General features: G+C 64.7%; 23 protein-coding genes and 4 riboswitches. Of the genes, 8 read left to right on the forward strand and 15 right to left on the reverse strand.

Translation table 11 applies throughout. The features are described from left to right. Window positions 1–14 precede the first annotated feature (14 nt). The 6 genes from nuoB to U5768_RS01670 all read left to right on the forward strand — a co-directional run bounded on the left by nuoB (window position 15) and on the right by U5768_RS01670 (window position 6,750). The gene (nuoB, locus tag U5768_RS01645; RefSeq protein ID WP_322028635.1) at window positions 15–827 is read left to right on the forward strand and encodes an NADH-quinone oxidoreductase subunit NuoB; all 813 of its coding nucleotides are present in this window, start codon (window positions 15–17) and stop codon (window positions 825–827) included. Then, window positions 817–2,811 carry a proton-conducting transporter membrane subunit gene (locus U5768_RS01650; RefSeq protein ID WP_322028636.1) on the forward strand — a complete coding sequence of 665 codons (1,995 nt, stop codon included), beginning with the start codon at window positions 817–819 and terminating at the stop codon, window positions 2,809–2,811. The genes nuoB and U5768_RS01650 overlap by 11 nt, the downstream gene beginning before the upstream one ends. A gap of 94 nt (window positions 2,812–2,905) precedes the next feature. Next, the gene (locus U5768_RS01655; protein WP_322028637.1) at window positions 2,906–3,583 is read left to right on the forward strand and encodes an MgtC/SapB family protein; all 678 of its coding nucleotides are present in this window, start codon (window positions 2,906–2,908) and stop codon (window positions 3,581–3,583) included. 63 nt (window positions 3,584–3,646) lie between these two features. Continuing rightward, window positions 3,647–3,712, forward strand: a riboswitch (Fluoride riboswitch). 77 nt (window positions 3,713–3,789) lie between these two features. Continuing rightward, a complete protein-coding gene (locus tag U5768_RS01660) occupies window positions 3,790–5,106 on the forward strand; it encodes a voltage-gated chloride channel family protein (RefSeq protein ID WP_322028638.1) in 1,317 nt (438 codons plus the stop codon). Between the two features lie 25 nt (window positions 5,107–5,131). Continuing rightward, window positions 5,132–5,488 carry a DUF190 domain-containing protein gene (locus U5768_RS01665; protein ID WP_322028639.1) on the forward strand — a complete coding sequence of 119 codons (357 nt, stop codon included), beginning with the start codon at window positions 5,132–5,134 and terminating at the stop codon, window positions 5,486–5,488. A gap of 86 nt (window positions 5,489–5,574) precedes the next feature. Next, the gene (locus U5768_RS01670) at window positions 5,575–6,750 is read left to right on the forward strand and encodes an MFS transporter (RefSeq protein WP_322028640.1); all 1,176 of its coding nucleotides are present in this window, start codon (window positions 5,575–5,577) and stop codon (window positions 6,748–6,750) included. On the opposite strand, the gene U5768_RS01675 is transcribed toward U5768_RS01670, so the two are convergent. Beyond that, window positions 6,730–8,010, reverse strand: coding sequence for a hypothetical protein (locus tag U5768_RS01675; protein ID WP_322028641.1), 1,281 nt, complete (start codon window positions 8,008–8,010; stop codon window positions 6,730–6,732). The genes U5768_RS01670 and U5768_RS01675 overlap by 21 nt on opposite strands. Before the next feature lie 62 nt (window positions 8,011–8,072). Then, a riboswitch (Fluoride riboswitch) is annotated at window positions 8,073–8,145 on the reverse strand. Window positions 8,146–8,254: 109 nt separating this feature from the next. Further along, window positions 8,255–8,317: riboswitch (Fluoride riboswitch) on the forward strand. Window positions 8,318–8,496: 179 nt separating this feature from the next. Between U5768_RS01675 and U5768_RS01680 the strand changes: the two genes are divergently transcribed. Further along, window positions 8,497–10,173, forward strand: coding sequence for a dynamin family protein (locus U5768_RS01680; RefSeq protein ID WP_322028642.1), 1,677 nt, complete (start codon window positions 8,497–8,499; stop codon window positions 10,171–10,173). Between the two features lie 70 nt (window positions 10,174–10,243). Here the strand turns inward: U5768_RS01680 and crcB are convergent, their stop codons facing one another. From crcB to U5768_RS01725, 9 genes are all read right to left on the reverse strand, one after another. Then, window positions 10,244–10,636 carry a fluoride efflux transporter CrcB gene (gene crcB, locus U5768_RS01685; protein ID WP_322028643.1) on the reverse strand — a complete coding sequence of 131 codons (393 nt, stop codon included), beginning with the start codon at window positions 10,634–10,636 and terminating at the stop codon, window positions 10,244–10,246. A gap of 59 nt (window positions 10,637–10,695) precedes the next feature. Next, window positions 10,696–10,759: riboswitch (Fluoride riboswitch) on the reverse strand. A gap of 69 nt (window positions 10,760–10,828) precedes the next feature. Next, a complete protein-coding gene (locus tag U5768_RS01690; protein ID WP_322028644.1) occupies window positions 10,829–12,073 on the reverse strand; it encodes an MFS transporter in 1,245 nt (414 codons plus the stop codon). A gap of 16 nt (window positions 12,074–12,089) precedes the next feature. After that, entirely contained in the window at window positions 12,090–12,839 is a 750-nt protein-coding gene (locus U5768_RS01695; RefSeq protein ID WP_322028645.1) for an SDR family NAD(P)-dependent oxidoreductase, read from the reverse strand. A 63-nt stretch (window positions 12,840–12,902) separates the two neighbouring features. Beyond that, window positions 12,903–13,748 carry an alpha/beta hydrolase gene (locus tag U5768_RS01700; RefSeq protein WP_322028646.1) on the reverse strand — a complete coding sequence of 282 codons (846 nt, stop codon included), beginning with the start codon at window positions 13,746–13,748 and terminating at the stop codon, window positions 12,903–12,905. Window positions 13,749–13,989: 241 nt separating this feature from the next. Beyond that, window positions 13,990–14,493: a DUF3237 domain-containing protein gene (locus U5768_RS01705; RefSeq protein WP_322028647.1), complete on the reverse strand. Its 504-nt coding sequence runs from the start codon at window positions 14,491–14,493 to the stop codon at window positions 13,990–13,992. 32 nt (window positions 14,494–14,525) lie between these two features. Beyond that, window positions 14,526–15,272 (reverse strand): glucose 1-dehydrogenase, encoded by a 747-nt coding sequence (locus U5768_RS01710; RefSeq protein ID WP_322028648.1) that lies wholly within the window; start codon window positions 15,270–15,272, stop codon window positions 14,526–14,528. Next, the gene (locus U5768_RS01715) at window positions 15,265–15,696 is read right to left on the reverse strand and encodes a DUF427 domain-containing protein (protein ID WP_322028649.1); all 432 of its coding nucleotides are present in this window, start codon (window positions 15,694–15,696) and stop codon (window positions 15,265–15,267) included. The genes U5768_RS01710 and U5768_RS01715 overlap by 8 nt, the downstream gene beginning before the upstream one ends. Before the next feature lie 65 nt (window positions 15,697–15,761). Then, window positions 15,762–16,961 (reverse strand): MFS transporter, encoded by a 1,200-nt coding sequence (locus U5768_RS01720; RefSeq protein WP_322028650.1) that lies wholly within the window; start codon window positions 16,959–16,961, stop codon window positions 15,762–15,764. Window positions 16,962–17,002: 41 nt separating this feature from the next. Further along, window positions 17,003–17,749 (reverse strand): SDR family NAD(P)-dependent oxidoreductase, encoded by a 747-nt coding sequence (locus U5768_RS01725; protein WP_322028651.1) that lies wholly within the window; start codon window positions 17,747–17,749, stop codon window positions 17,003–17,005. A 155-nt stretch (window positions 17,750–17,904) separates the two neighbouring features. Here U5768_RS01725 and U5768_RS01730 point away from each other — a divergent pair, with 155 nt between their 5' ends. Continuing rightward, window positions 17,905–18,786, forward strand: coding sequence for a LysR family transcriptional regulator (locus tag U5768_RS01730; RefSeq protein WP_322028652.1), 882 nt, complete (start codon window positions 17,905–17,907; stop codon window positions 18,784–18,786). Window positions 18,787–18,825: 39 nt separating this feature from the next. Here U5768_RS01730 and U5768_RS01735 read toward each other — a convergent pair whose 3' ends face one another. From U5768_RS01735 to U5768_RS01755, 5 genes are read right to left on the reverse strand one after another with little or no spacing between them, the layout of a single operon-like run. Then, entirely contained in the window at window positions 18,826–19,641 is an 816-nt protein-coding gene (locus tag U5768_RS01735; RefSeq protein WP_322028653.1) for an IclR family transcriptional regulator, read from the reverse strand. 54 nt (window positions 19,642–19,695) lie between these two features. Beyond that, the gene (locus U5768_RS01740; RefSeq protein ID WP_322028654.1) at window positions 19,696–20,424 is read right to left on the reverse strand and encodes an SDR family NAD(P)-dependent oxidoreductase; all 729 of its coding nucleotides are present in this window, start codon (window positions 20,422–20,424) and stop codon (window positions 19,696–19,698) included. A 27-nt stretch (window positions 20,425–20,451) separates the two neighbouring features. Further along, a complete protein-coding gene (locus U5768_RS01745) occupies window positions 20,452–21,753 on the reverse strand; it encodes an MFS transporter (protein WP_322028655.1) in 1,302 nt (433 codons plus the stop codon). Between the two features lie 34 nt (window positions 21,754–21,787). Then, entirely contained in the window at window positions 21,788–22,525 is a 738-nt protein-coding gene (locus U5768_RS01750; RefSeq protein ID WP_322028656.1) for an SDR family NAD(P)-dependent oxidoreductase, read from the reverse strand. Beyond that, complete coding sequence (locus tag U5768_RS01755) at window positions 22,522–23,043, reverse strand: 2,4'-dihydroxyacetophenone dioxygenase family protein (protein ID WP_322028657.1); 522 nt, start codon at window positions 23,041–23,043, stop codon at window positions 22,522–22,524. Before U5768_RS01755 ends, U5768_RS01750 begins: the two co-directional genes overlap by 4 nt. Between the last annotated feature and the right edge of the window lie 80 nt (window positions 23,044–23,123).

A 23,123-nucleotide genomic window follows, 5' to 3' on the forward strand; every position in this document is an offset into this window, starting at 1 on the left:
GAGGAACGCGCGCCATGTCGCTCTGGACCTGGTTTGGACTCAAGGAAGGCAGTGCGAGCACGGACTGGCCGTCGAAAGGCGGCGAGGACGGGCAGCAGGGCGTGCTCGGCATGCCGCGCTACGACCCGTCGAAATGCCGGCCGCACTGCGACGAGTGTGCGCAGGTTTGCGTGACTCACGCTATCCGCTTCGCGCCGCGCGAAGATGACACGGTTACGCCGCCCGAAGTGGACTGGGGGCGCTGCATCGTGTGCCAGCGCTGCACCGAAGTTTGCCCGACTGCCGCGTTTACGCCATCGGCGGACTGGGCGCTCGGGGTTGGCGAGCGGCTCGATCTCAAATGGGACGCGGCGTTCAGCGAGCGCGTTCCCCGCGAGATCGTGGCGCATGGGCGCCGCGCGTTCGGGCGCAGCCTGCATATCCGGCACGTGGATGCGGGGTCGTGCAACGGCTGCGAGTCCGAACTGCAGGCGTTGAACAATCCCTTCTACAACCTGCACAGGCTGGGGATTTTCTTCACGCCGTCGCCTCGCTTCGCCGACGTGCTGCTGGTCACGGGGCCCGTCACGAAGGCCATGCAAGGACCGCTTCTCGAGACCTGGGAGGCAATGCCCGCGCCACGCTGGGTCATTGCAACCGGCACCTGCGCGGTTTCGGGCGGCGTCTCGGGCGGCAACTACGCATCGGGCACCGGGCTTGACGGCGTCGTGCCTGTCGATGTCTATCTGCCGGGCTGCCCGCCCAATCCCGCGGCGCTGATTCACGCGCTGCTGATGATCGTCGGGCGAGCGGAGCAGCGCATGAGGGGAGGCCGGATTGAACGCTAACCAGTTGCTCGGCATGGCGGCCGCGGCCTGGGCGCTGGCCGCCGTCCTGTCTACCCTGCGGGTCATGCATCGCCCGGTCCGCGCGCTGCTTGGCGCGGGCTGTGTGCTCGGGATGCTCGCGTGTCTCGTTGCTTTGCCGCTGGGAACAATGCCCGTCGCGCTGGGCGTTTCGCTCGCGTCCCAACCTGTTTCGTTCGCCGTCGAACCGTCCGGCCTGTGGTTGCTGGGCTTCGGGCTGGTCCCGGCCATCTTTGCCTGCTGGCTCGGATCGCCGCTTGCGGGGCGCTCGGGGCGCTGGTATGCGGGCGCGGCATTCAGCCTTCTTGGCGCGCTCGGCGTGACCGGCCTGCAGGAGGGGACCGCGCTGCTGGTGGCATGGGAGGTGATGAGCCTGGGCGGCGCGCTGATGCTCGCGGGGGAACGTGCGCAGGAGAACGAAGCAAAGCCGGTCTTGCTGATGCTCGCCCTTCTGGAGGTCGGCGCGGTCGCGCTAGTCTTTGCGATCATTCTGCTCGATCACGCCGCGCGCGGAACCGGATTCGGCAATTTCGTTGCCAATGCAACGACATCCGGCAACGTCGTTTCATGGTTCGCGGGTATTGCGCTTCTCGTCGGGTTCGGCGCGAAGCTTGGCTTGCTGCCCTTCTACGAATGGTTTCCGAGGGCCTATTCGAGCGGCAGCGGGGCGACGGGCGCGCTCTTTTCGGGCGTCGTGCTCAACGCCGCGTATTTCGCCTTGAGCCGCGGATGGAACACCTGGCTCAACGTGGCGTCGCATTCGGATACGGCGTTCGGCCTGGGCGTGATCGCCATCGCGGTGGGCGTCGTGAGCGCGATCCTGGCCGTGCTCTTTGCGTTCCAGCAGGACGACTGGCGGGCGCTGTTGAGCTATTCGTCGGCGGAGAACGCATCGGTCGCCGTGGTAATGCTGGGCGTGACGCAGCTTTTTCGCGCCGACCATCTTCCCGACCTCGCCGGCCTGGCCTGGACCGTGGCGATGCTGCATCTGGCCGGTCATGCGCTCGCGAAAGGGGCGCTCTTTCTCACCGCCGACGGCATTTTCCTCGCCTCCGGGAGTTACGACATCGTCTCGCGCGGCTGGCTCAAGCGCAGCGGTTTTCTGCTGGGGCTAGGCGCGGTGTTTGCCGTGATGAGCCTCGCGTCGGTTCCGCCTCAGGCAGGTTTCGTCAGCGAGTGGTATGTATTCCAGTCCGTTTTCCAGGGCTTTCACCTTTCGTCGTTCGCCGGACGGCTCGCGTTGGTGCTTGCCGGCGCCGGGCTCGCACTTGCGGCCGCCGTCGCGCTGGCGACCTTCGTCAAGGTCTTTGGTCTGGGATTGCTCGGGTTGCCGGACGTCGACGTAACGCCATTGGTGCCGCGCGCAAACGCAGTCGCGGTGGGCATCCTCGGTGTCTGCGTGCTGGCGGTGGCAGTCGGCGCGCCCTTGTGGCTCAACGCGCTGGCGGCGGACGCCCAGGCGCTGTTCAACGCCAACAGTCCGCAGGCGATGGTCGCCGGCTGGGTGCTCGTTCCGCTCACCAGCAAGTTCGCCTTTATCTCGCCATCGAAGCTCATCATCGTGATGCCGCTGCTGGCGATTCTGCCGCTCGCGCTGCTATGGCTCGCGAAGCGTCGCGCGGTCAGGCGGGCGCCGGTCTGGTTCGGCGGCATGACGACGAACCCGCGCGACGCGATGACCACCGCGCTCACTTTCTCGAACGCCATGCGCACGTTCTATAGCTTTGTGTACCAGCCGACCATCAGCACCACGCGCGAGCACGAGCAACGCGAGTACTTCATCAAGCGCCTTGTGTTTTCGGCAGGCGTCACCGACCTGTTCGAGCGTCACCTGTTCGACCCTGCCGTACGGATCGTGAACCGGTGCGCGGAGAAGCTGCGCGCCTTGCAGTCGGGCAATCTGAATTTTTATCTGGCCTTGATCGGCGGATTGCTGATCGCGATTCTTTTCCTCACGCTCCTTTAGCGCTGCGCCTTCCTGCGCGGCACAGTTGTCACGAAAATGTCAAAATAAGACGTTTAGGGGACGTTGTCCCCGTGACAACCAGGGGAGTTTCATCGTGATTGGCAATCTCGAACTGCTGTCGCGCCTGCTGATCGCGGCACTTCTCGGCAGCGTGATTGGATTCGAACGCGAGCGTCTAAACTGGGCGGCGGGTCTGCGCACGCACATGCTGGTATGCGTGGGCGCCGCGCTCATGATGCTGGTTTCGGCATTCGGTTTTGCCGACGTGCTCGGCGAAAAGAACGTTGTGCTCGATCCATCCCGGGTGGCGGCGCAGGTCGTATCGGGGATCGGCTTTCTGGGCGCCGGCTCAATCCTGCTTCGCGGCGAAGTCGTTCGCGGGCTCACGACGGCCGCGAGCCTGTGGTCGGTGGCCGGAATCGGTCTTGCGGTGGGCGGCGGCATGTACACGGCCGCAATCGGCGCGACGGCCATCATCCTGATCATCCTGGCCGGCATGAAGCCGCTGGAGCGGCGTTTCATTTCCGTGCGCCAGCAACGCAACATACAACTGCTGGTCGCACGCGGCAGCGTCACCCTCGACTCCGTGCACAAGGCCCTCGGCTCGGGCAGCGTGCGCGTGAAGCAGTTCATCGTCCAGCAGTCCGAGGATGACGCCGAACTCGACGACGTGCAGATCGCGCTGTCGCGGATGAGCGCCAGCGAATTCTCGGCGATCTGCTCGCGGCTCGAAGCCATGTCGGGCGTGCGCGAATGCCGGCGTGAGAAGTAGCGCCCGCCTGCTCATTTTTGCGACAGTCGGGTTGCGGGAGGGCGCGGCGTCCCTTACAATCGCACGGCTTTCGGAGATGGCATACCTCCCGTAACCGCCGCGTCAGCGGCTGATGATGCCTACGAGTTCCTGGGTGAAGGAGGTCGTAGGCCGTCTGTGCGGAGCCCCCGTCGCCCGGGTTTGATGATGTTTCAAACCTGGAAATCATGAAAAACCTGAAGTCTCTCGAGCAGGTGGCCATGCTGCCGTACATGGCGCGCTGGCTGCTCCTGTCCTCCATTCTCGGCACGCTCGCCGGCACCGCATCCGCTGTCTTCCTCTACGCGCTCGATCGCGCAACCGACATTCGCCTCGACAATCCGTGGCTGCTGTGGCTGCTGCCACTGGCGGGTTTCGCGATGGGCTGGGTCTATCACCGGGTGGGCCAGTCCGTCGAAGGCGGCAACAATCTCCTGATCGACGAGGTGCACGATCCCAAGAAGATCGTGCCCAAACGCATGGCGCCGCTCGTGCTGATCGCGACCGTGGTGACGCATCTCTTTGGCGGCTCCGCGGGCCGCGAGGGCACGGCAGTGCAGATGGGCGGCGCGCTGGCCGACCAGGTAACGACGCTCTTCGGCCTCCAAAAGGAGGAGCGCCGGATTCTGCTGATGGGCGGCATTGCAGCGGGCTTCTCGTCGGTTTTCGGCACGCCGCTGGCGGGCGCCGTGTTCGGCCTCGAAGTGCTCGCTATCGGCCGCCTTCGGTACGACGCGCTGCTTGCCTGTATCGCTTCGTCGGTCGTGGCGGACCAGGTATGCCGCGTTTGGGGCATCCATCACACCGTGTATAGCATTCCGGCCGTGCCGCCCGTCACGGCGCTCGGTGCGGCTTCGGTGATCGTCGCGGGAATTGCGTTTGGCGTGGTGGGCATGCTGTTCGCCGACTCGACCCACGCGCTGTCCGCTCTCATCAAGCGCAAGATCGCCTACGCGCCCGCGAGACCCTTGCTGGGCGGCGCAATCGTCGCGCTGGCCGGCGTGCTGCTGAACGTGCCGCAATATCTGGGGCTCGGCATCCCCACGATCGTTCAGGCGTTCAACGGACCGCTGCCGGTCTACGACTTTGCCGGCAAGTTCGCCTTCACGGCTGTCACGCTGGCGTCCGGCTTCAAGGGCGGCGAAGTGACGCCGCTGTTCTATATCGGCGCGACACTGGGCAACGCACTGGGTCATGTGCTGGCGCTGCCGATTCCCGTACTGGCCGGTCTCGGCTTCGTCGCCGTGTTTGCCGGTGCCGCGAACACGCCGATTGCATCGACCATCATGGCCATCGAACTGTTCGGTTCGGACATCGCGGTGTATGCCGCGCTCGCGTGCGTCGTGGCCTATCTTTTTTCCGGGCACACGGGCATTTATCGCGCACAGCGTGTCGGTCATGCCAAACATCCTCTTTTGCCTGCGGGAATGCGTCTTTCCGACATTCCGGCGCTTCGGCGCGCGCGTCGCGCCGCGGCCGCCGCGGCAGCGTCAACCCAGTCGTGATCCGATCACCATTCCCCTGAAGACCATGTCCAGACTGATTTCGCTTCGCCTGTATTTTCACCACTCCGAACGCGCCCACGCCCACGAACCGAGGCGCTTCTGGCAGCGCTTCACGCGGCCGAGTCTTGCGCGCCACTTGCTGGAGCATGCCCGGCGTGCCGGCATCGAGCAGGCGGTTCTGCACCGCGTGCACGCCGGTTATCTGAACGGAGACCGCGTTCATCACGAACACGTCGAGGCCGCGCATCACCGCTTCCCGCATTGCATCGAACTGATCGACCTCGAAAGCAAGGTGAGGGCGTTCTGGGGCGCGCACGGCAAAGGGCTTCATAACGTGCGCGCCGTGTTTCTTCCCTGCGAAGGCGCCGTAGTCGAGGGATAACCGGTTGTGAAGATCGTGATCGGGTGGTGATTGGTACTGCTATCTATCCAATGAACGGCACCGATGGATTCGCGGCGCGGCGCGCCATGAGGTTCGTACTCCTCGTGGGCGCGCTCAGCCTTTTTGCCGATTGCACCTACGAGGGCGCGCGAAGCGTTCTCGGGCCGTGGCTCGCCACCATGGGTGCGTCCGCGACGGTCATTGGAATCGTTGTCGGGTTTGGCGAACTGCTCGGTTATGGACTGCGGGTCGTATCAGGGAAATTCGCCGATGCGTCTCGCCGGTTCTGGCCGATCACCATCGCGGGCTATGTCGTGCAGATGAGCGCGGTGCCGCTCCTTGCTTTCGTGCATAGCTGGCAACTCGCCGCGGTTCTGATCGTGCTGGAGCGCACGGGCAAGGCCATTCGCAATCCGCCGCGAGACATGATGCTCGCCAGCGCCGCAAAGCGCATCGGCGGCTATGGTTGGGCGTTTGGGATTCATGAGGCGTTCGACCAGTTTGGCGCCATGGTGGGTCCGCTCGCGGTCGCCGCCATCGTCGCCGTGCATGGCGATTATCGGTTCGCGTTCGCCGTTCTGGCGATCCCGGCGTTCTTCAACCTGTGCTTCGTCGCGCTCGCGCGCATCGCTTTTCCGCGTCCCGAGGATCTGGAGCAACGCGAGGCCGACGAAGTTACCGCTGATCGTTATCCTTTGGACTACTGGGTGTATCTCGCGGGCGCAGGTCTCGTCGCCGCCGGCTTTGCGGACTACCCGCTGATCGCGTATCACTGGTCCGTTCATCGCGTGATTCCGGCGGACTGGGTGCCGCTGCTTTACGCAGTCGCCATGGCGGTGAGCGGCGGGGCCTCTCTCGTTCTCGGACTGCTCTTTGACCGCTACGGTTTTCGCGTCCTGATCGTGTTGACCGTCGTTGCGGCGGCTTTCGCGCCGCTGGTGTTTTTTGCGGGCCGCGTGGAGTACGTCGTTCTCGGCGCCGCGCTTTGGGGCATGGGCATGGGCGTTCACGAGTCCATCATTCCCGCAGCCGTGGCGCCCATGGTAAGCCGCTCGCGGCGAGCGTCCGCGTTTGGATTGTTTACGGCGGTCTATGGTGTCTGCTGGTTTGCGGGCAGCGCGCTGATTGGCTGGATCTACGACACGTCGATTGCGGGCGCAGTCGCTTTCTGTGTGATTGCGCAGTGCCTGGCGCTTCCGGTATTCGCGTGGGTCAGCCGCCGGAACGCGTCGGCAAGAAATTCAGGCGGTGCCGAAGAGTAGCGATTTCGTTTGGCATCCTATGCTTTTTGCGAACTCCGGCGCTGGCGGTGCATTGGGGTCTCGACGCAGGATACGGCAAAGCGCAGTGTTCAGCCGCCGCTCGATTACCGGATCCGACGCGTAGATAAGAGCCTCCGCGAAGTGTTTGATGCATACCTTCGAGGTGATCCGCATAGCGATATCGTCGTTCTTCGCGCGGGACACCTCCCGGATCAAGCGGGCAATGGCGCTGCGCGCCGCAATTTCTTCGGTGTCGCAGCCAGGGCACGATTCCCGGTGAACGGCTGTGGGCTCGTGCGCCGTACCATTCGCGTGATCGGCGCCGCCGGCCGCATTGAACCAGCGCAGCCTGCTGCGTCGGCGTTTTTTCGGTGCGTCGTTCGATGCCGAGGCGCTCACGATCGCGCGGCGGGGCAACGCGGCCTCGAAATAGCGCTGAAGCGCCGCGCGCCGCAGCGCGCTGTCGGGCTGCGCGAGACAGAGGAACAGGTGATTGCGACAGGTCGGGAGCGTGATCCAGCCAGGTTGTTCAAGGCGCACGTTCTGCGCGGCGGACGTCAGCCACTGGCCGCGCGTCACGCGAATCGACTCGCAGACCGGACAGTCGCAGGGCGTCGGCGCTCGGGGAATGGTGGCGCGCGCCAGTGGGTAAACCGTGGCTCTCACGCCAGCGGCGCCATTGATCGACGGCGCATCGAGCAACTCAATCGCGGTGTGAGCGAGGTTGCGTAGCTGACGCACGAAACGCCCTCGCAAGGGCGGCTCCGTACGCTGCACAAGAAGCTGGGTGTGGATGAAGCACAGCGGCGGCACAGGAGCATGCCTGCCGTTGTCTTTCAGGCCGTTTAGCACGCGCGCCAATGCACGCCCTTCGCTGCGGTGAAAATACGCGCATGCGGGACAGCGCCCGCGAGCATTAAACAGAATGTCCTGAAGCCACTCGTCCTGCAGGGCCGTGCGCTCGAGCAATGAGCCGAGATGGCGAGCGGCCGCGTGCAGCGTCTCGTCGAGCGCGCGCGCCGCGTTGCCAGCCGATGCCATCACGGCCGCATGATCCGCGCAGAAGCCCATGCTCGTCGCCATGGTTTGCGCAAGCAGCGTTCGTGCGCGTGCATCGCGCATCAGGCGTCCGAAGTATCGTTCGTCCGCATCCGCAAGCTGTGCGCAGACGACGCATTCTGGCCCCGCAGTAGCGAGGTGCCGGGCGTTAAGGCTGGTATTGCAGGGCGCGCCTGTTCGAGCAGAGGGCATGGCGGTCACGCTCAGTTTCGCTTACGTGCCCTGGGATGACGCCGGTAGACGACCTGCGGCGCCCCCTTAGGGGGTCCGTAGGCATCATTAGCCGCGAGTAGAAAACGCGGCGGTTAGAGGGAGAATGCCATCTCCGCGAGGTCAGTCTATCGCATATTGAAACGCCGCCGCAACGCGGAAAGCACGGCGCGCTTGAAATTCACACAAGCTCCGCGAACCCGTTGCGACGCGCAGAAACCGGGAATAAGATTAAGACACTGGTGGAGATGGCATTCTCCCTGACCGCCCCCCACGGGCTGATGATGCCTGCTGGCCTGCTCGAAGGCGGCACTGGCACGACCACCAGTTCCCTTTCAGCCTGCTTGTGCTCCTGGCGCATCGACGCTTCGTGCCAGGGTAGTCCTGTTGCTTCCGTTTCCAGTCGTTTTCCTGCGAGGGTCGCGCAACATCCGCGAGATCGGGTCGCGGCTCGTGATCGGTAAATGGAGGAGTCCGATGGATCTTCGTGAGTACGAAAACGCCAAGTTTGAACTCGCGGGAATGCTGCGCACTTTATCGGATGCGGCGAAGGACATGGGCGAGCCGATCACGGCGCAGATTCGCGATCTGTTCGTCCGTCTCGCCGAGGACCGCTTCAATCTCGCAGTGGTGGGGCGATTCGGGCGCGGGAAAAGCTCGCTCATGAATGCGCTGATCGGCGTCGAGCGCCTGCCTACCGGCATCCTGCCGCTTACGGCGGTGATTACGGCAGTAGTCTATGGCAGTACTGAGAAAGTCATTATCCACTATGAAGGCCGGCGTCTTTCGACGACCATTGCGCTGGAAGACCTTCCCGGTTTCATCACGCAACGCGCCAACCCCGGCAATGTGCGAGGCGTGAAGATTGCCGAGGTACAACTGCCTGCCGAACTGTTGCGTCGAGGTTTCCATTTCGTCGATACGCCGGGATTGGGTTCGGCCATCGCCGAGAACACGCGCACGACGGAGGCTTTCCTTCCGGAGGCCGATGCCATGCTCGTGGTGACGAGCTACGACAGCCCGTTGTCGGAAGAGGAATTCGCGGTATTGCGTCTGGCCGCGAGGTACGACCGTCACGTATTCATGGTGTTGAACAAGCAGGACACGGTGACTCAGGCGCAACGCGAGGAAGGGCTCGCGTATGTGAACGAGCAGTTGCAACGCGTGCTGGGACCGCGCGCCTCGCCGCCTTTTCCGGTTTCCGCGCGCGATGGTCTAGCCGCGAAGTCCCGCGGCGATATGGATGCCCTGCGCGAAAGCGGCGTGGCCGCGCTCGAAGACGCGCTGGTCCTGTTCCTGCTGGAAGGCAAGCGGCGCGCGTTTTTGGCCAGCTTCTGCGAACGGCTGCTGGACGTCGCGCGGCAAGCCCCTTCCGATGCAAACCTTGGCGCCGTTGCGCTGGAAATTCAGGCGTTTCGAACCCGTTTCGAAGCCGATCGCGCGAGCGTGCGCAGTCCCTCCGGCATGCAAGTCTCGCCGGCCGATGTCGATTTGGGCTCTTTGCAAAACCTTCCGTCCTGCGAAATATGCGAGCGCATCCAGTCGGTGAGTTTCGACTTCTTATGCCACTACCAGTATGAGTTGAGCGTCAGTGCGCAGTCGCAGAACCGTCATGCCCGGGCACGGGGACTGTGTGTCACCCACACGCGGCAACTTGCTTCGCTCGCGTCGCCGCGCGGCGTCGCGGTGGGCTATCCCGCGCTTCTCGGGGCGCTCGCCGCCACGCTGGAGCGCGCGGCCCACGCGGCCGCGGGAGGCGCCCGGAATGTTCTCGACCGCAAGGACGTGCTGCCCGATACGCACGAATGTGAGTTGTGCAGACTATGCATGGAGACCTTGCATACGGCGATTGCGGAGATCGCGGGGCGTCTCGCCGAGGATAGCGCGCATGGCGTGGACGCGTTGTCCGGCATCTGCATGCTGCATCTTCCCGCGTTGGTAGCCGGCCTGGACGACGCCAATGTGACGAGTGGCGTTCTGACGCGCGAAGCTGCGATCCTCTCAAGGCTCGCCGACGATCTCCGGCGCTATGCGACGAAACACGATGCAATACGCAGGCAACTCGCGAGCGCGGAAGAGACCGAAGCGGCGGAGAAAACGCTCAAGTTAATCGCCGGGCTCGTCAACGTTCATGTTCCATGGGCAGACGGGTAAGGATGATTCCTTGCCAGCATGTTTCGGATTGCATAGCAATATCGCACAGGCCCGCGTAGCCGGGCGGCAATCACGCGATTGCCAGACGCGAGACCGCGCCAACCGTGGCGAAACCCAGTATGGTCATGACGAGCGATGCCGAAAGATGAATGACGACTTCGCCGGCGGCCCAGCCAAAGCGGCCTTGCTGAAGGTCGGATACGACCTCGGCGGAAAACGTCGAAAAGGTCGAGAGGCCGCCCATCAGTCCGGTTGTGACGAACAGGCGCCATTCAGGCGGAATCTGGGGTAAGCGCGCAAAAAACGCAATGGCGACGCCGATGATGTAGCCGGCAATGACGTTTGCCGCAAGCGTGCCAAGCGGCAGGTCGGGATAGAGGCCGTTGAGACGCACGCCGAGAAACCACCGAAACAACGAGCCGAGCGCTCCACCGATAGCGACTGCAAGAACCGATTGAAACATATTCGATGCCCCAGTTTTGATTTGACCTCGACGAAGACAAATACATGCCGTTCATCTGGCGGGTGGTAGGCATCATCGGCTCGCAGCGAGCGGTTAAAGGAGAATGCCATCTCCTCGAAACAGTCTAACAGGTCGCAATTCAGCGTCAAGGCGCCTGCCCGCGTGACGTTTGCGGCGGCCGCTTCGCAGCGGTCAATCGTCTGTTGTGCGCCTCGCGCCGAGCGCGAGTCCGAGCGTGGCGCAACTCAATGCGGCGATGACGCCTGCGCCCACGTACACGGCGAAGCCCAGGCCGTGGACCGTGGCGACACGACCCAACACTGGCGCGAGAATGCCAACGGCCAGATAGCCCAGCAGATACAGTGCCGAAAGCGTGCCGCCTCGTCGTTCGACGGGCGTTGCGCGGTTGATGACTTCCAGCGCGCTCAGGAACAGCAGGCTGTAGCCCGCGCCCGTTATCGCCGTGGCAAACAGGAAGAGCGTCATTCCGTGAATGGCGCTTGCCGCCGCCAGCAATCCCATGCCCGCACAGGACGCGGCGGCGCCCGCAATCATCGCGCGCCGGGTCGGCAAAGATCTCGCGAGCACGCTGACGATACCGGACGCGATGGCGAAAACCGCGAGGATCGAGCCATTGACGAGCGTGTTGGGGGAGCGGACCAGGTCGTGCGCAATCTGCCCGCCGAGCGACAGGATCATGACGCCGTGCGTATAGGCGGTCGTCATGGCGAATGCGGCGACCATGAAAGCCGTGCGCGCGTCTGGTGGCACCGAGGGCAGGCGTGGCGTGAAGAGGCCCGTCGTGCTGCGCTCGCCAGGCCGGGGCAGGGACCACGCGACGGCGAACAAGGCAGCGATCAGCAGAGCCAGCAGCCAGAAAACCAGATGCAACGGCCAGGGCGCGTATTGCGTAAGTGCGCCGCCCACGATGAGCGCCGCCGCGAATCCCGCGGCCTGGGCGGCCGTGGCCACCACGGAGGCGCGGCGCGGCGCACCGTCCCCGTTGAATTCGACCATCGCCGCCGTCGACGGTCCGGCTGTCAAACCGACGCCGACGCCCATGAACGCCCGCGCCGCGAAAAGCCATGAGACATCGTGTGCGAGCGCAAGCGTCAGCGCGCCGAGGAACGAGGCGCCCAGGCCGAGCAGCATCGTCGCTCTCCGGCCGATCTGGTCGGACAGGCCCCCGAACGCGATCAGCACGCTGACGACCACGATCGGGTAGATCGCGAAGATTTCGGCCGTGGTCGTGGGCGTGAGGTGCCATTCGCTTGCGTAAAGCCGGTATGTCATGGCGGGCGCCGCGCTGGTCCAGAGGGTATGCGCGACCACTGCGGCCGAGACCCAGAAGCTGGCCCGGCGCCCGAGCGCGACGGGCGTGTATCGACGCGCGCCTCGTTGCTTCGCGGAGACGCTCGGGCAGGCTGCGTGGGTCATGGCCGTCTCTCCGGTATCAAAGCTTCGAGCCGCCATCGACACGCAGCGTGTCTCCCGTCACCCAGCGCGCCGCGTCGGATGCGAGGAACAGGGCTGCGCCTGCGATGTCGTCGGGTTGCGCCACGCGCTTGAGGGCCTGCATGCCGAGCGTGAAGTCGCGCCCCGCATCGGTCCTGGCGAAGTTCGACATATCGGTCTCGACGACGCCCGGCGCGACGGCATTCACGCGGATGCCGCGCTCGCCCAGCGATGCGGCGAAGTGTTTGACCAGCGTGTCGATCGCCCCCTTGGTCGCGGCGTAGGCGGACAGATTGCCCACCGCGTTGTGGGCCGCAAGGGAGGACAGCAGCACCACGCTGCTGCCTTCGCCCAGAACGGGCAGCAACTGCTGGACGAGGAAGTACGGCGCGCGCACGTTGACGGCGAACAGGCGGTCGAAGTCCTCGACCGTCGTTTCCGCGATTGGCGCGGCCTTGGACACGCCCGCATTCGCCACGAGAATGTCGAGGCGCTCGCCGACCAGCGTCCGCACCTGGCGGGCCAGTTCGTGCGGGCCGTTCGCCGCGCTCAGGTCTGCCGCGACCTTGTCGGCCGAACCGCCCGACGCACGGATTGTCTCGACCACGGAATTCGCGGCCTGTTCGTCGCTGCCGAAGTGCACGAGCACGCGCGCGCCTGCTGCGGCCAGAGCGAGGGCGGTTGCACGGCCGATGCCGCGCGAAGCGCCCGTCACGAGGGCTGTCTTGCCATTAAGATTAGTACTCACAATTAATTCTCCTTGAACGATATGCCAAAAACGCGGGGTGACGATTACAAAAAGATTAACGGCTCAGGAAAGGAACCTGGAAACGTCTGCTACGAAACGCTCGGGGTATTGATAGAGCGAACCGTGATTGGCGTCCGGATAGATGATCAGTTGGGCATTCGGAATGTGCTCGCGCAGGATCAGCGAATTGACCGTGTAGATGATCACGTCGTTGTCGCCATTCACAACCAGCGTCGGCTGGGCGAGCGCGGAAAGGTACGCGTACGGATTCGCTTGCGGCTTGCCCCATTTGGCGAGTGCCGCGAGCTGGGCCGGCGCGACGGCTTCGTTGGCGGCGGGGTCGCGGTTTTCCGTGCGGCGGCCAAAGCGTTCGAGGAACGCGCGTCCGGCGGCCTGGCTGGTTTCGGTCGGCGAAAAATGCACGCGCAACCACAGGTGATCCGGTTCGTCGTAGGTCGTGCCGAAGATCTCCTGAGCCTCGGGCGTTAGCGACTCCATGCCTTCTCCGCTGCGCGGGCCGGTGCCCACGAGGATCAGGCGGCGAACCAGCTTGGGCTCCGCAATCGCAAGCGTCTGGGCAATCAGGCCGCCCATCGAGAAACCCAGGACATCGACCTGTTCGAGACCGAGCGTGCGGATGAACGCGGCAGCGTTGGCGGCCATTTCCTCGATCGACTCGGGAACGCTGCCCGAACTGCTCGAAATACCGGCGTTGTTGAACAGGATGACCTCGCGTCCGGCGGCCAGGCCGTCGGTCACGGCGGGGTCCCAGTGATCCATCGTGCCGGTGAAGTGGATGTTCATGACGAGCGGAATGCCCTCGCGATTGCCGAAGCGGCGATACGCGAAGCGGATGCCGTTGGCCTCGACGTACTGCGTCGGCGCGGTGTGATGAGTAAAGTGGGCCATGATCGTGATCCTTTCAGATGTAAGTTGAGCGGTCGATTTACGGTATGTCTGAAATGCATGGGTGCTGCGATTTCAATCCAGTCACTTGCCTGAGGTTCTTTGGCGGCGGTGCCTGTTGATGAGTACTGTATGCGCTGGCCGGCAACAGTAAAAAGACTTTCGAGGCAATCGTCCATGCCTCGCAGGTATGGAGCAGGCATGGCCCCGGTCCGACGGACCAACCGGGGGATTCCAGCGGCTATCAAAGCACTTCGAACACGCTGTACACGGGGCCGTAAGCGAAGCGATGGCCGACGCCGACGGCCAGAATGTTGTTCAGCCACTCGTAGCGCCCCTCTGGCGCTTCGAACACAGGGTTGATGCGAAAGTAATAGCTCGCGGGATCGACGACTTCGCCGCGTTCCAGACGCTGGACCACCTCGGCCGGTCCGTGCCGGACGCCGCGGTACGACATCAGGAGATTGACGCCGTCGCCGGTGCGCAGCGCGAGGCGCACGTCGTGCGTCGTGCCGGTGTCGCCGCGCACGGTCTGCCAGTCGTTGCTGCCGTCCAGCACGGTGCCGGCGAGCCGGTCGCCCTCGAAGGTGCCGGACTCGACGATGCCGAGGCGGCGCAAGGCGCTTGGCGTCCGACCGACTGTCACGATTGGCTTGACGCCCAGGCGGACCACGAACAGCGGCCGGGTCCGAACTTCCTGCATGACCGGCGGCAGATCGTCGAAACGGGGCGCAGGGTTTGCGGACATGTTGTTCTCCTCTTGGCCGATATCCGGCCGGTTCAGGCGGTCCTGCCGCCGTTGACGCGCAGGACTTCGCCGGTCATGTAGCTGGCTTTGTCCGATCCCACGAAGACGATGGCTTCGGCGATTTCCTCGGGCGTGCCGGCGCGCTTGAGCGGAACGCTCGACAGCATGGCGGCCTTGCGTTCGCTGGAGCCGGTTAGCCGGGTGAGCATCTCCGTGTCGATGGGGCCGGGCGCGACGGCGTTCACGCGCACGCCCGAAGCGGCCGCTTCCAGCGCCGCGGACTTCGTGAGGCCCTCGACGGCATGCTTGCTGGCGGCGTAAAGCGACATGCCCGCGGCCCCGCGCACACCCATCGTCGACGACACATTGACGATGCTCCCGCGCTGCTGCGCCGCCATCGCGCGCAGTTCGTGTTTCATCGCGAGCAGGGTGCCGAGCACGTTGGCGTCGAAAACGGCGGCGTAGCGTTCGGGCGTCTGCTCCGTGAGCGGGCCGGATTTCCCTTCGACGCCGGCCGCGTTGACGGCAATGTCCAGTTGTCCGAAGCGTTCGACTGCGCCCCGCACGAGTGCTTCGACGTCTTCTTCATGGCGAACGTCCGCCTGGATGAATTCGGCTTCGATGCCGGTAGCGCGCAGTTCTTCGGCGAGCTTTTCGCCGACTTCGGCGCGGCGGCCGGCGAGCACGACGCGGGCCTTCTCGCGTGCGAACGCGAGGGCCGTGGCGCGACCAATACCGGAGAGCGCGCCGGTAATCAGTACAACGGGTGCGTTATTCATGTTGCTTCTCCTGTTGGGTGGAAGGCGCGTCGGCGGGCAGTTCCTCGATTGCGTCGATACGGTCGGGATAGAACGCCAGATGCTCGCGAATCGGCGCAACCGCCGCGTAAGGCTGCTCATACGTCCAGACAGCATTAGTGCCGCGTTCGCCGGCGCCAGGAATCGAGAAGTAGGCGCAGTCGCCCTTGTATGGGCAGTAGGTGGCGTGGTCGGTGCGTTCGAGCAGCGTCATGTCGACGTCCTTGCGCGGGACGTAGATCACGGCGGGGTAGCGCGCCTCGCGCAGCGTCAGCGCCGCGCGGGTGTCGGCGATCACCTTGCCGCCGGCTTTCACGACGATTCTCGACGGATGCCGTTCGATCGTGATGGGATGGTCGGGGCTCGGAATCTTGACGGGCTTTTCGTTCGTATGCGGGGTAGACATGTTCAACTCCTGGTCGGAACAGCGGAGTAAAGCGGGCCGCCCGTTAGCAGCCCGCGCGATTGCGTTCAGCAGGCCGCGGGCTCGTCGATCCGGCGCGGATGGCCGCCTGTTAGCGCGAGCGTCAGGATCGAGAGCACTGCGAGCCCCACGCCGAAGTACAGGGTGTGGAAGAGCCCGAAGCCATCGACGATGCGGCCGCCGAGGAACGAACCCAGCGCAATCGAAATCTGGAAGTTGGCGACGAAGAGCGCCATGCCGCCTTCGCGCACTTCGCGGGTCGCCTGCGCCATCCACATCTGCAGCGCGACGGGCAGCGCGCCGTACGCGGTTCCCCACGCGGCCAGCGCGATCAGCACCCACGGCCGGCTCGCGCCGAGTGCGGGAAGCGTGGCGAGCGGCAACGCGATAAACAGGATGCTCGCGATCAGGGTCGTCCTGACGTTACGTTGTGCAGATGAACCGCCGATGAAATTGCCGAGCAGACCGATGAACGTATAGCCGAGCAGCAGCAACGAGATGACCTTGCCGCCAAAGCCCGGCACCGTCGCGAGGAACGGGGTGATATAGGTGTAGGTCGCGAACTGCCCGCACAGGGCGAGGGTCATGGCGATCAGGCCGATGCGGGCCGGCCGCGTACCGAAGATCCCGAGCAGGTCGCGCGCGGCGACACGCTGGGCCACGTGCAGGGAAGGCAACGACGCCCACTGCGCCAGCAGCGCCGCCACGGACAGCGCGAGCGCAGCGCCAAACGCGGCGCGCCAACCCGCCAGTTCGCCGATCAAGGCTCCAGCCGGGCCGCCAATCAGCATGCCGAGCGAAACGCCCGCGAAGATCAGCGACGTAGCCCGGCCGACCTGTTCTTCCGGCACGAGCCGGGACCCGAGCCCCACGCTGATCGCCCAGAAGCCGCCGATACCGAAGCCGAACAGCGCGCGCGCCACGACGAGAATCGTGAAGTCCGGCGCAAGCATGGCCGTGAGATTCGAAAGCACGAGCAGCAGGCCGAGGCCGAGCAACACGCGACGGCGGTCGAAGCGTCCCACGGCTACGGTCAGAAGTGGCGCGGCTATCGCGGCCAGCAGCCCGGGCGCCGTGACCATGATGCCGGCGGTCCCCTCGCTGACGCCCAATCCCTCGCTGATATAGCGCAGCAGGCCGACGGGAAGGAATTCAGTTGTACAGAACACGGTCGCGCTGAGTGCGATCGAAAGCACCGCGAGCCAGTCTCGCGTGCGCGGCGGATGGAGTGAGGTGGTTTGCGTCATGATGGATTCCGGTGCGTGAGTCGTATGGTTGGTCGATGGGTCTAGAGCTTCGAGCCGCCGTCCACGCGCAGCGTCGCGCCGGTCGTCCACCGGGCCTGGTCGGAGGCGAGAAAGGCGATTGCGGCGGCGATGTCTTCGGGTTCGGCAAGCCGCTTGATGGCCTGCAGGCCGAGCGCCATGTCGCGGCCTTCGTCGGTGCGGGTGAAGCTCGACATGTCGGTTTGCACCACGCCGGGCGCGACCGCGTTCACGCGGATGCCGCGCGCGCCGAGGTCGGCCGCGAAATGGCGCACGAGGGTATCGACGGCGCCTTTCGTGGCGGAGTAGGCCGACAATTCGCCTACGGCCGCATGGGCCGCGAGCGACGAAAGCAACGTAATGTTGCTGCCCTTGCACATGATCGGCAGAAGCTGCTGCACGAGAAAATACGGCGCGCGAACGTTGACTGCGAACAGCGCGTCGAAGTCCTCGACGCCGGTTTCCTCCAGCGTGGCGGCCTTGGCGATGCCTGCGTTGGCAACGAGAATGTCGAGCCGCTCGCCGACGATCGCGCGGACCTGGCGTGCGAGCCGGTGCGGGCCGTCGGGCGCGGCCAGATCGGCCTGGATCGCATGCGCACGGCTGCCCGCCGCCGTGATTTCGGCAACGACGGCTTGCGCTTCGTGCGCGCTGTGGCCGTAGTGAACGATGACCTGCGCGCCGGCCTGCGCGAGCGCAAGCGCCGTGGCGCGTCCGATGCCGCGCGAAGCGCCCGTGACGAGCGCGGTCTTTCCGGTGAGGGTCTTCATGATCGTGTCCTTCCAGCAGATGACTGACGTTGAGGGGGAGACGGCTTCGTCTGGCTGATGGAATCGAACGATAGTTGGCGCTTGCCCCGCCGAAAAAGACTTTGTAAGCTGGACGCCATACCTGGCAGGCATGACTACCGTAAAGGACCGTGCGCATGGAACTGCGTCATCTGCGTTATTTCGTTGCCGTGGCGGAAGAGGGCAGCTTGACCGTCGCGGCGGAACGGCGGCTCTATACGTCCCAGCCTTCCCTGAGCCGGCAGATCCGCGATCTCGAGTACGAAGTGGGCGCGCAACTGTTCGTGCGCAGCGCGCGCGGCATCGACCTGACCGATGCCGGAAAGGCATTTCTCGACCATGCGCGCCTCGCGCTCGCCCAGGTCGATGCGGCGTGCGAGGCGGCGCGGCGGGCGGCGCGGCCATCGAAGCCGACTTTTGCGGTCGGCTTCCTGAGCGGCCAGGAAGTGACCTGGCTGGCCGAAGCGACGCGCGTGCTCGCAGGGGACCTTCAGACGCTGGAGATGACGGTATCGAGCGAACATTCGCCCGATCTCGCCGAGGGACTTTCGACGGGCCGCCTGGACGTTGCGTTCATGCGTGCCGAGGCCAACCGGCAGGACCTCGAATACGTGACGGTCGCGCGGGAGCCCTTTGTCGTGCTGATGCCAAGCGATCATCGCCTGGCAGACCTGAAGGAAATCGACGTGCGCGAGCTGGCGAGCGAGCTGTTCATCGGCGGCTCCGATGTGGCGGGTCCCATGCGCCGCGCCATCGAGAGCTATCTGACGGCGAACGGTCTCGCTATCGAGCCCGCGCATCGCGTTCACAACCTCACGATGGCGATGTCGTTGATCGCCTCGACCCGCGGTGTTGCGCTGCTGCCCGCGTATGCCGAGAAATTGCTGCCGTGGTCGGTGACGAGCCGGCCGCTCAAGGGTGAACCGCCGACGATCGAACTGGTGGTCGGCTATAACCGGAACAACCGCTCACCGATTCTTGCGACATTTCTCTCGCGCATCGATCAGATCAGACGATAGGCGCGACGGCGCGGCAGGCCAGCGCCGCGCGCTGTTGCGCTAACGCGCGCAAGCCGGGCCGAGCCGCGCGGCAATCGCGCGGCATGCGGCGAGCAGCGGTTCGATGTAGCTGCGCTGCGCGTCCGCCTGGCGGCGAAACATCGGCATGCTGACGCTCACGCAGCCTACCGCCCGGCCTTCGGCGCCGAGAATTGCCGCGCCGTAGCACCAGATCGATTGCTCGTTTTCTTCGCGGTCTTCGGCGTAACCGCGCTGCGCCGTGAGTTCGACCTCGTTGCGGATCGCGCCGAGGTCCGTCATCGTATGCTCGGTGAAGCGCACGCGTGGCGCCTGCGCGAGCAAAGGCTCGCGTTCGGCGGCCGTGAGCGTCGCGAGCCACGCCTTGCCGACCGAACTCGACGTGAGCGCCACGCGCGTGCCGATGCGCGAGGCCATGCGCACGGCGTGCGGACTTTCGAGTTTTTCGATGTACACCATTGCGCCGTCGCTGGGCACGGCCAGGTGCACTGTCTCCGAGGTGATGTTGCGCAGTTCCATGAGGGCGTCCACGGCGGCGATGCGCAGGTCGGAGCGCTCCCAACTGCGGCTCGCGAGATTCACGAGGCGCGGCCCGAGCGCGAACGTATTGCCGCCGCCCACCGCAGCGACGAGCCCTTCGGCCTGCAGCGCCGCGACGATGCGATGCACGGTCGGGCGCGGATAGCCGCTCGCCGTCACGAGCTTCGCGATGTTGGGCGGCGCGCTGGCGTCGGCAATGAGCTGAAGCACGGCGATGAACTTCGAGAAGGCAGCCGTGCCGGCAACGCCTTTGGCGTCGCCGGGCTGGGAAGGAGCGGGGGAGTCAGTGGTCGACATCGGAAAGCTGGCGGGCATCGTGTGTGGCGCCATTATGCCCGCAACGACAGGACATCAGGCGCACAGATAGCCGCCGTCCACGGGCACGATCGCGCCCGTCATGAACGAGGCGGCGGGCGAGCAGAGAAACGCGGCCACGTTGGCGATTTCCTCTGGCTTTCCCCAACGCTTCATCGGCGTGCGTTCAAGTATGGCTTGCGAGCGGCCGTCGTCGTCCTGAAGCGCCTGCGTGAGAGGCGTGGCAATCCAGCCCGGCGCGAGCGCGTTCACGCGGATGTTGTCGCTCGCATACGCAATGGCGAGCGAGCGCGTGAGCTGCGCCACGCCGCCTTTGCTCGCGCTATATGCTGGCACGAGGCCGCCGCCGAAAAAGCTCAGCATGGAAGCCGTGTTGACGATGCAGCCCGATGTGGCCTTGAGCAACTCGCGCGCGCTCGCGCACACGCGCATGGTGCCGTTGAGATTGATGTCGAGCACGCGCTCGAACGCTTCGATCTGGTGCTCGTCGCCGCGGCTGATCACGCCCGCGCAATTCACGACGATATCGAGCCTATCGAAGCCGTTGACGAGCCGCGTCACGTCTTCAGTAGAACGTACGTCGAGCGAGGCGCGCTGTACGCCCGCATCGAGCGCATCGGGCGCGGCGGCGGCCGGCGGCAGGCCAGCGGCTGTCGTGCGTGCGCCGAGTTGCGCGAGCCGGTTGGCGATGGCCGCGCCGATGCCGGAGTGGCCGCCCGTCACGAGCGCGACCTTGCCCGCGAGAAAGTTGTCCTTGAATGTCATGATACGGAGTGCGAATGAATGGATGAATCAGGTGGGTTGGGTGGCGGCTGCCCGTCGCGCGCCTTCCGGCGCGACTTCCCTGACCACGAACAGGTAGACGAATGCGGCAGCGAACGCAACGGCTGCGCTAATGAGCAGGGCGTTCACGAACGAATGCGTCTGGTCCACCACGATGCCGGTAATGACCGGCGCAAACGAGCCGCCGAGATAGCCGCCGAAGTTCTGCATGCTGCCAAGCGAAGCCACGAGATGGCGAGGGGCTGCCACGCTCACGAGCGCCCAGGCCGCGCCGCTCGACATGTTCACGAAGAACATCGCGACGGAGACATAGGTAATGGCGAGCGCCGTGCTCGGCGTGTAGGCCGCGGGCACGGTGAACGCGGCCGCGCCGATCAGGCCGACGCACAGCGGCCACTTGCGGCTGCGGATGGGCGCCATGCCCCGATTGAGCAGGTAGTCGGAAATGAAGCCGCTGCTCGCCATGCCGATGGTGCCGAACACATAGGGAATGGCGACGAGCCAGCCCGTATGCGCGATGGAGATATGGCGTTCCTTCTCCAGATAGCCGGGCAGCCAGGTGAGATAGAGCCACACCATGTAGATCACGCCCATGAAGCCGAAGATCATGCCCCACGTGTTGCGCTGCTTGAGCAGCATGCCCCACTCGGCGAAACTCAGCGCGCTCTTTTTCGGTGCTTCGGTTGCGCCGTCTTCGAGCCATGCCGTTTCTTCAGCCGTGAGCGTGACTTGATCGCGGTTGCGATAGACCATGTACCAGCCGATCGAGACGAGCACGCCCAGCATGCCCATGATGATGAACATGGGACGCCAGCCGAACGCGAGCATGAGCACGGTGAGAAGCGGCGGCGCGATCATCGGCGCGATGGTCGACGAGGAAACGAATGTACCGGTGGGCGCGCCGCGTTCGCGCACGGCGAACCATTCGTGAATGACCTTGGCGCCCGCTGGAAAGAGCGGCGCCTCGGCGATGCCCAGCACGACGCGCGCCGCCAGAAAATGATTGAGTGTTTGAATGAAACCGCCCGTGACCTGCGCAACCGACCACACCAGCATGCCGAGCCCGAGCATCACGCGCGAGCCGAAACGGTCGAGCATGGCGCCCACCGGCAATTGCGCGAACGCATAAGCGAGCGAGAACGCAGAAAGCAGCAAGCCCATTTGCGAAGCGCTCAGATGCAGTTCCTCCGCCACCGAATGATTGGCGATGGAAAGCGTGCTGCGGTCCAGATAGTTCACGATGCCCGCTATCGTCAGAAAGGCGATGGCTATCGTCTGTGTGCGTTTGAGCCGTTGCGATTTTTTTGTCATGGATTGTCTCCTTTTGGCTGTTATCGTGTGTGTGTCAGTACGTCGCGCGGCCGCCGGAAAGATCGAATATCGCGCCGGTGCTGAACGTGCAGGAATCCGAACAAAGCCATAGCGCGAGATCGGCAACCTCATCGACGGTGCCAAGACGCCCGAGGGGGCTTTTGTCGATCATCGTCTGCACGTGGGCCGGCGACATCTGCGTGAGCAGCGGCGTTTCCACAGCGGCGGGCGCAATGCCGTTGACGAGAATACCCGTTTGCGCGAGTTCCTTGCCAAGCGATTTGGTGAGCGCGATCACGCCGGCCTTTGCCGCGCTATAGGCGGATGCGTTGGGCGTGCCTTCTTTGCCCGCGAGCGAAGCCACATTGACGACGCGCCCCGAACCCGCGCGGCGCATGGCGGGCACCACAAAGCGGCAAACGTGATAGGTACCCACCAGATTGACGTCGACAATGCGTTGCCATTCGGCGGGATCGTAGACGTCGAGGGGAACGGTGGAACCTGCGAAGCCCGCGTTGTTCACGAGATAGTCGATGCGCCCGAATTCGGCGAACGTCGCGGCCAGCGCCGCTTCGATCGTCTCGGGGCGCGTGACGTCGGCTTCGATGTGACGCGGTGCATCGGGCGTATCGAGCGAGCCGGGCACGCGGTCCCAGTTGACCGTGCGCGCGCCGCCGCGTGCGAATGCGCGGCAGATTGCGCGGCCGATGCCGCCCGCCGCGCCGGTCACCACCGCTACGCGCCCCGCGAAATCGTACTGGGCGCGGCTCATCGAATGAACTGGTCCACGTAATCCTCGCCGAGACCCACTGCCGCGTAATGCTTGCGGCACATGTCGATCTTCGTGAAAACGTCTTCATAACCCGTGTAGTTGCCCCACGGATCGCAATAGAACATCACGCCGTTCACCTGAAAGTACGTGATCATTTCCTCTACGTCTTCCGGCACGTAGAGCGTGTGCGTTTCGCCGGGCGGCTCGAACACGTAGCTGCCTTCGGTCGCTTCCCAGTCGTGTTCCAGATAGCGCCAGCGGCCCTTGAGCACCATGCCGTGAACGGCCTGCGGATGCCGGTGTCTGCTCAGGACACCTGACTTGCGCACGCGCAGCAAATTCATCCAGTAGCCCTGCGCCGTGTTCAGGCACAGCGGGCGGAACCACACGTTTTCAGCCTGGGGCACCCACACGCGTTCGTCGGTGGGAATGGCGTGAGGAATGACGATTTCCTGCTGCGCTTCCTTGGGGAACGGAAGCTGATAGGGCGTCATGGGGGAATAGGCTTTGTCCGTCATCGGCTGCTCTCGTTTGTCCATAATATGGACGTGTAGTCCACGATATGGTTCATTGTGAGGGAGGGTTTTGATTCCGGTCA

The sequence above is a fragment of the Paraburkholderia sp. J76 genome (genome assembly GCF_905220295.1).
GTDB lineage: Bacteria > Pseudomonadota > Gammaproteobacteria > Burkholderiales > Burkholderiaceae > Paraburkholderia.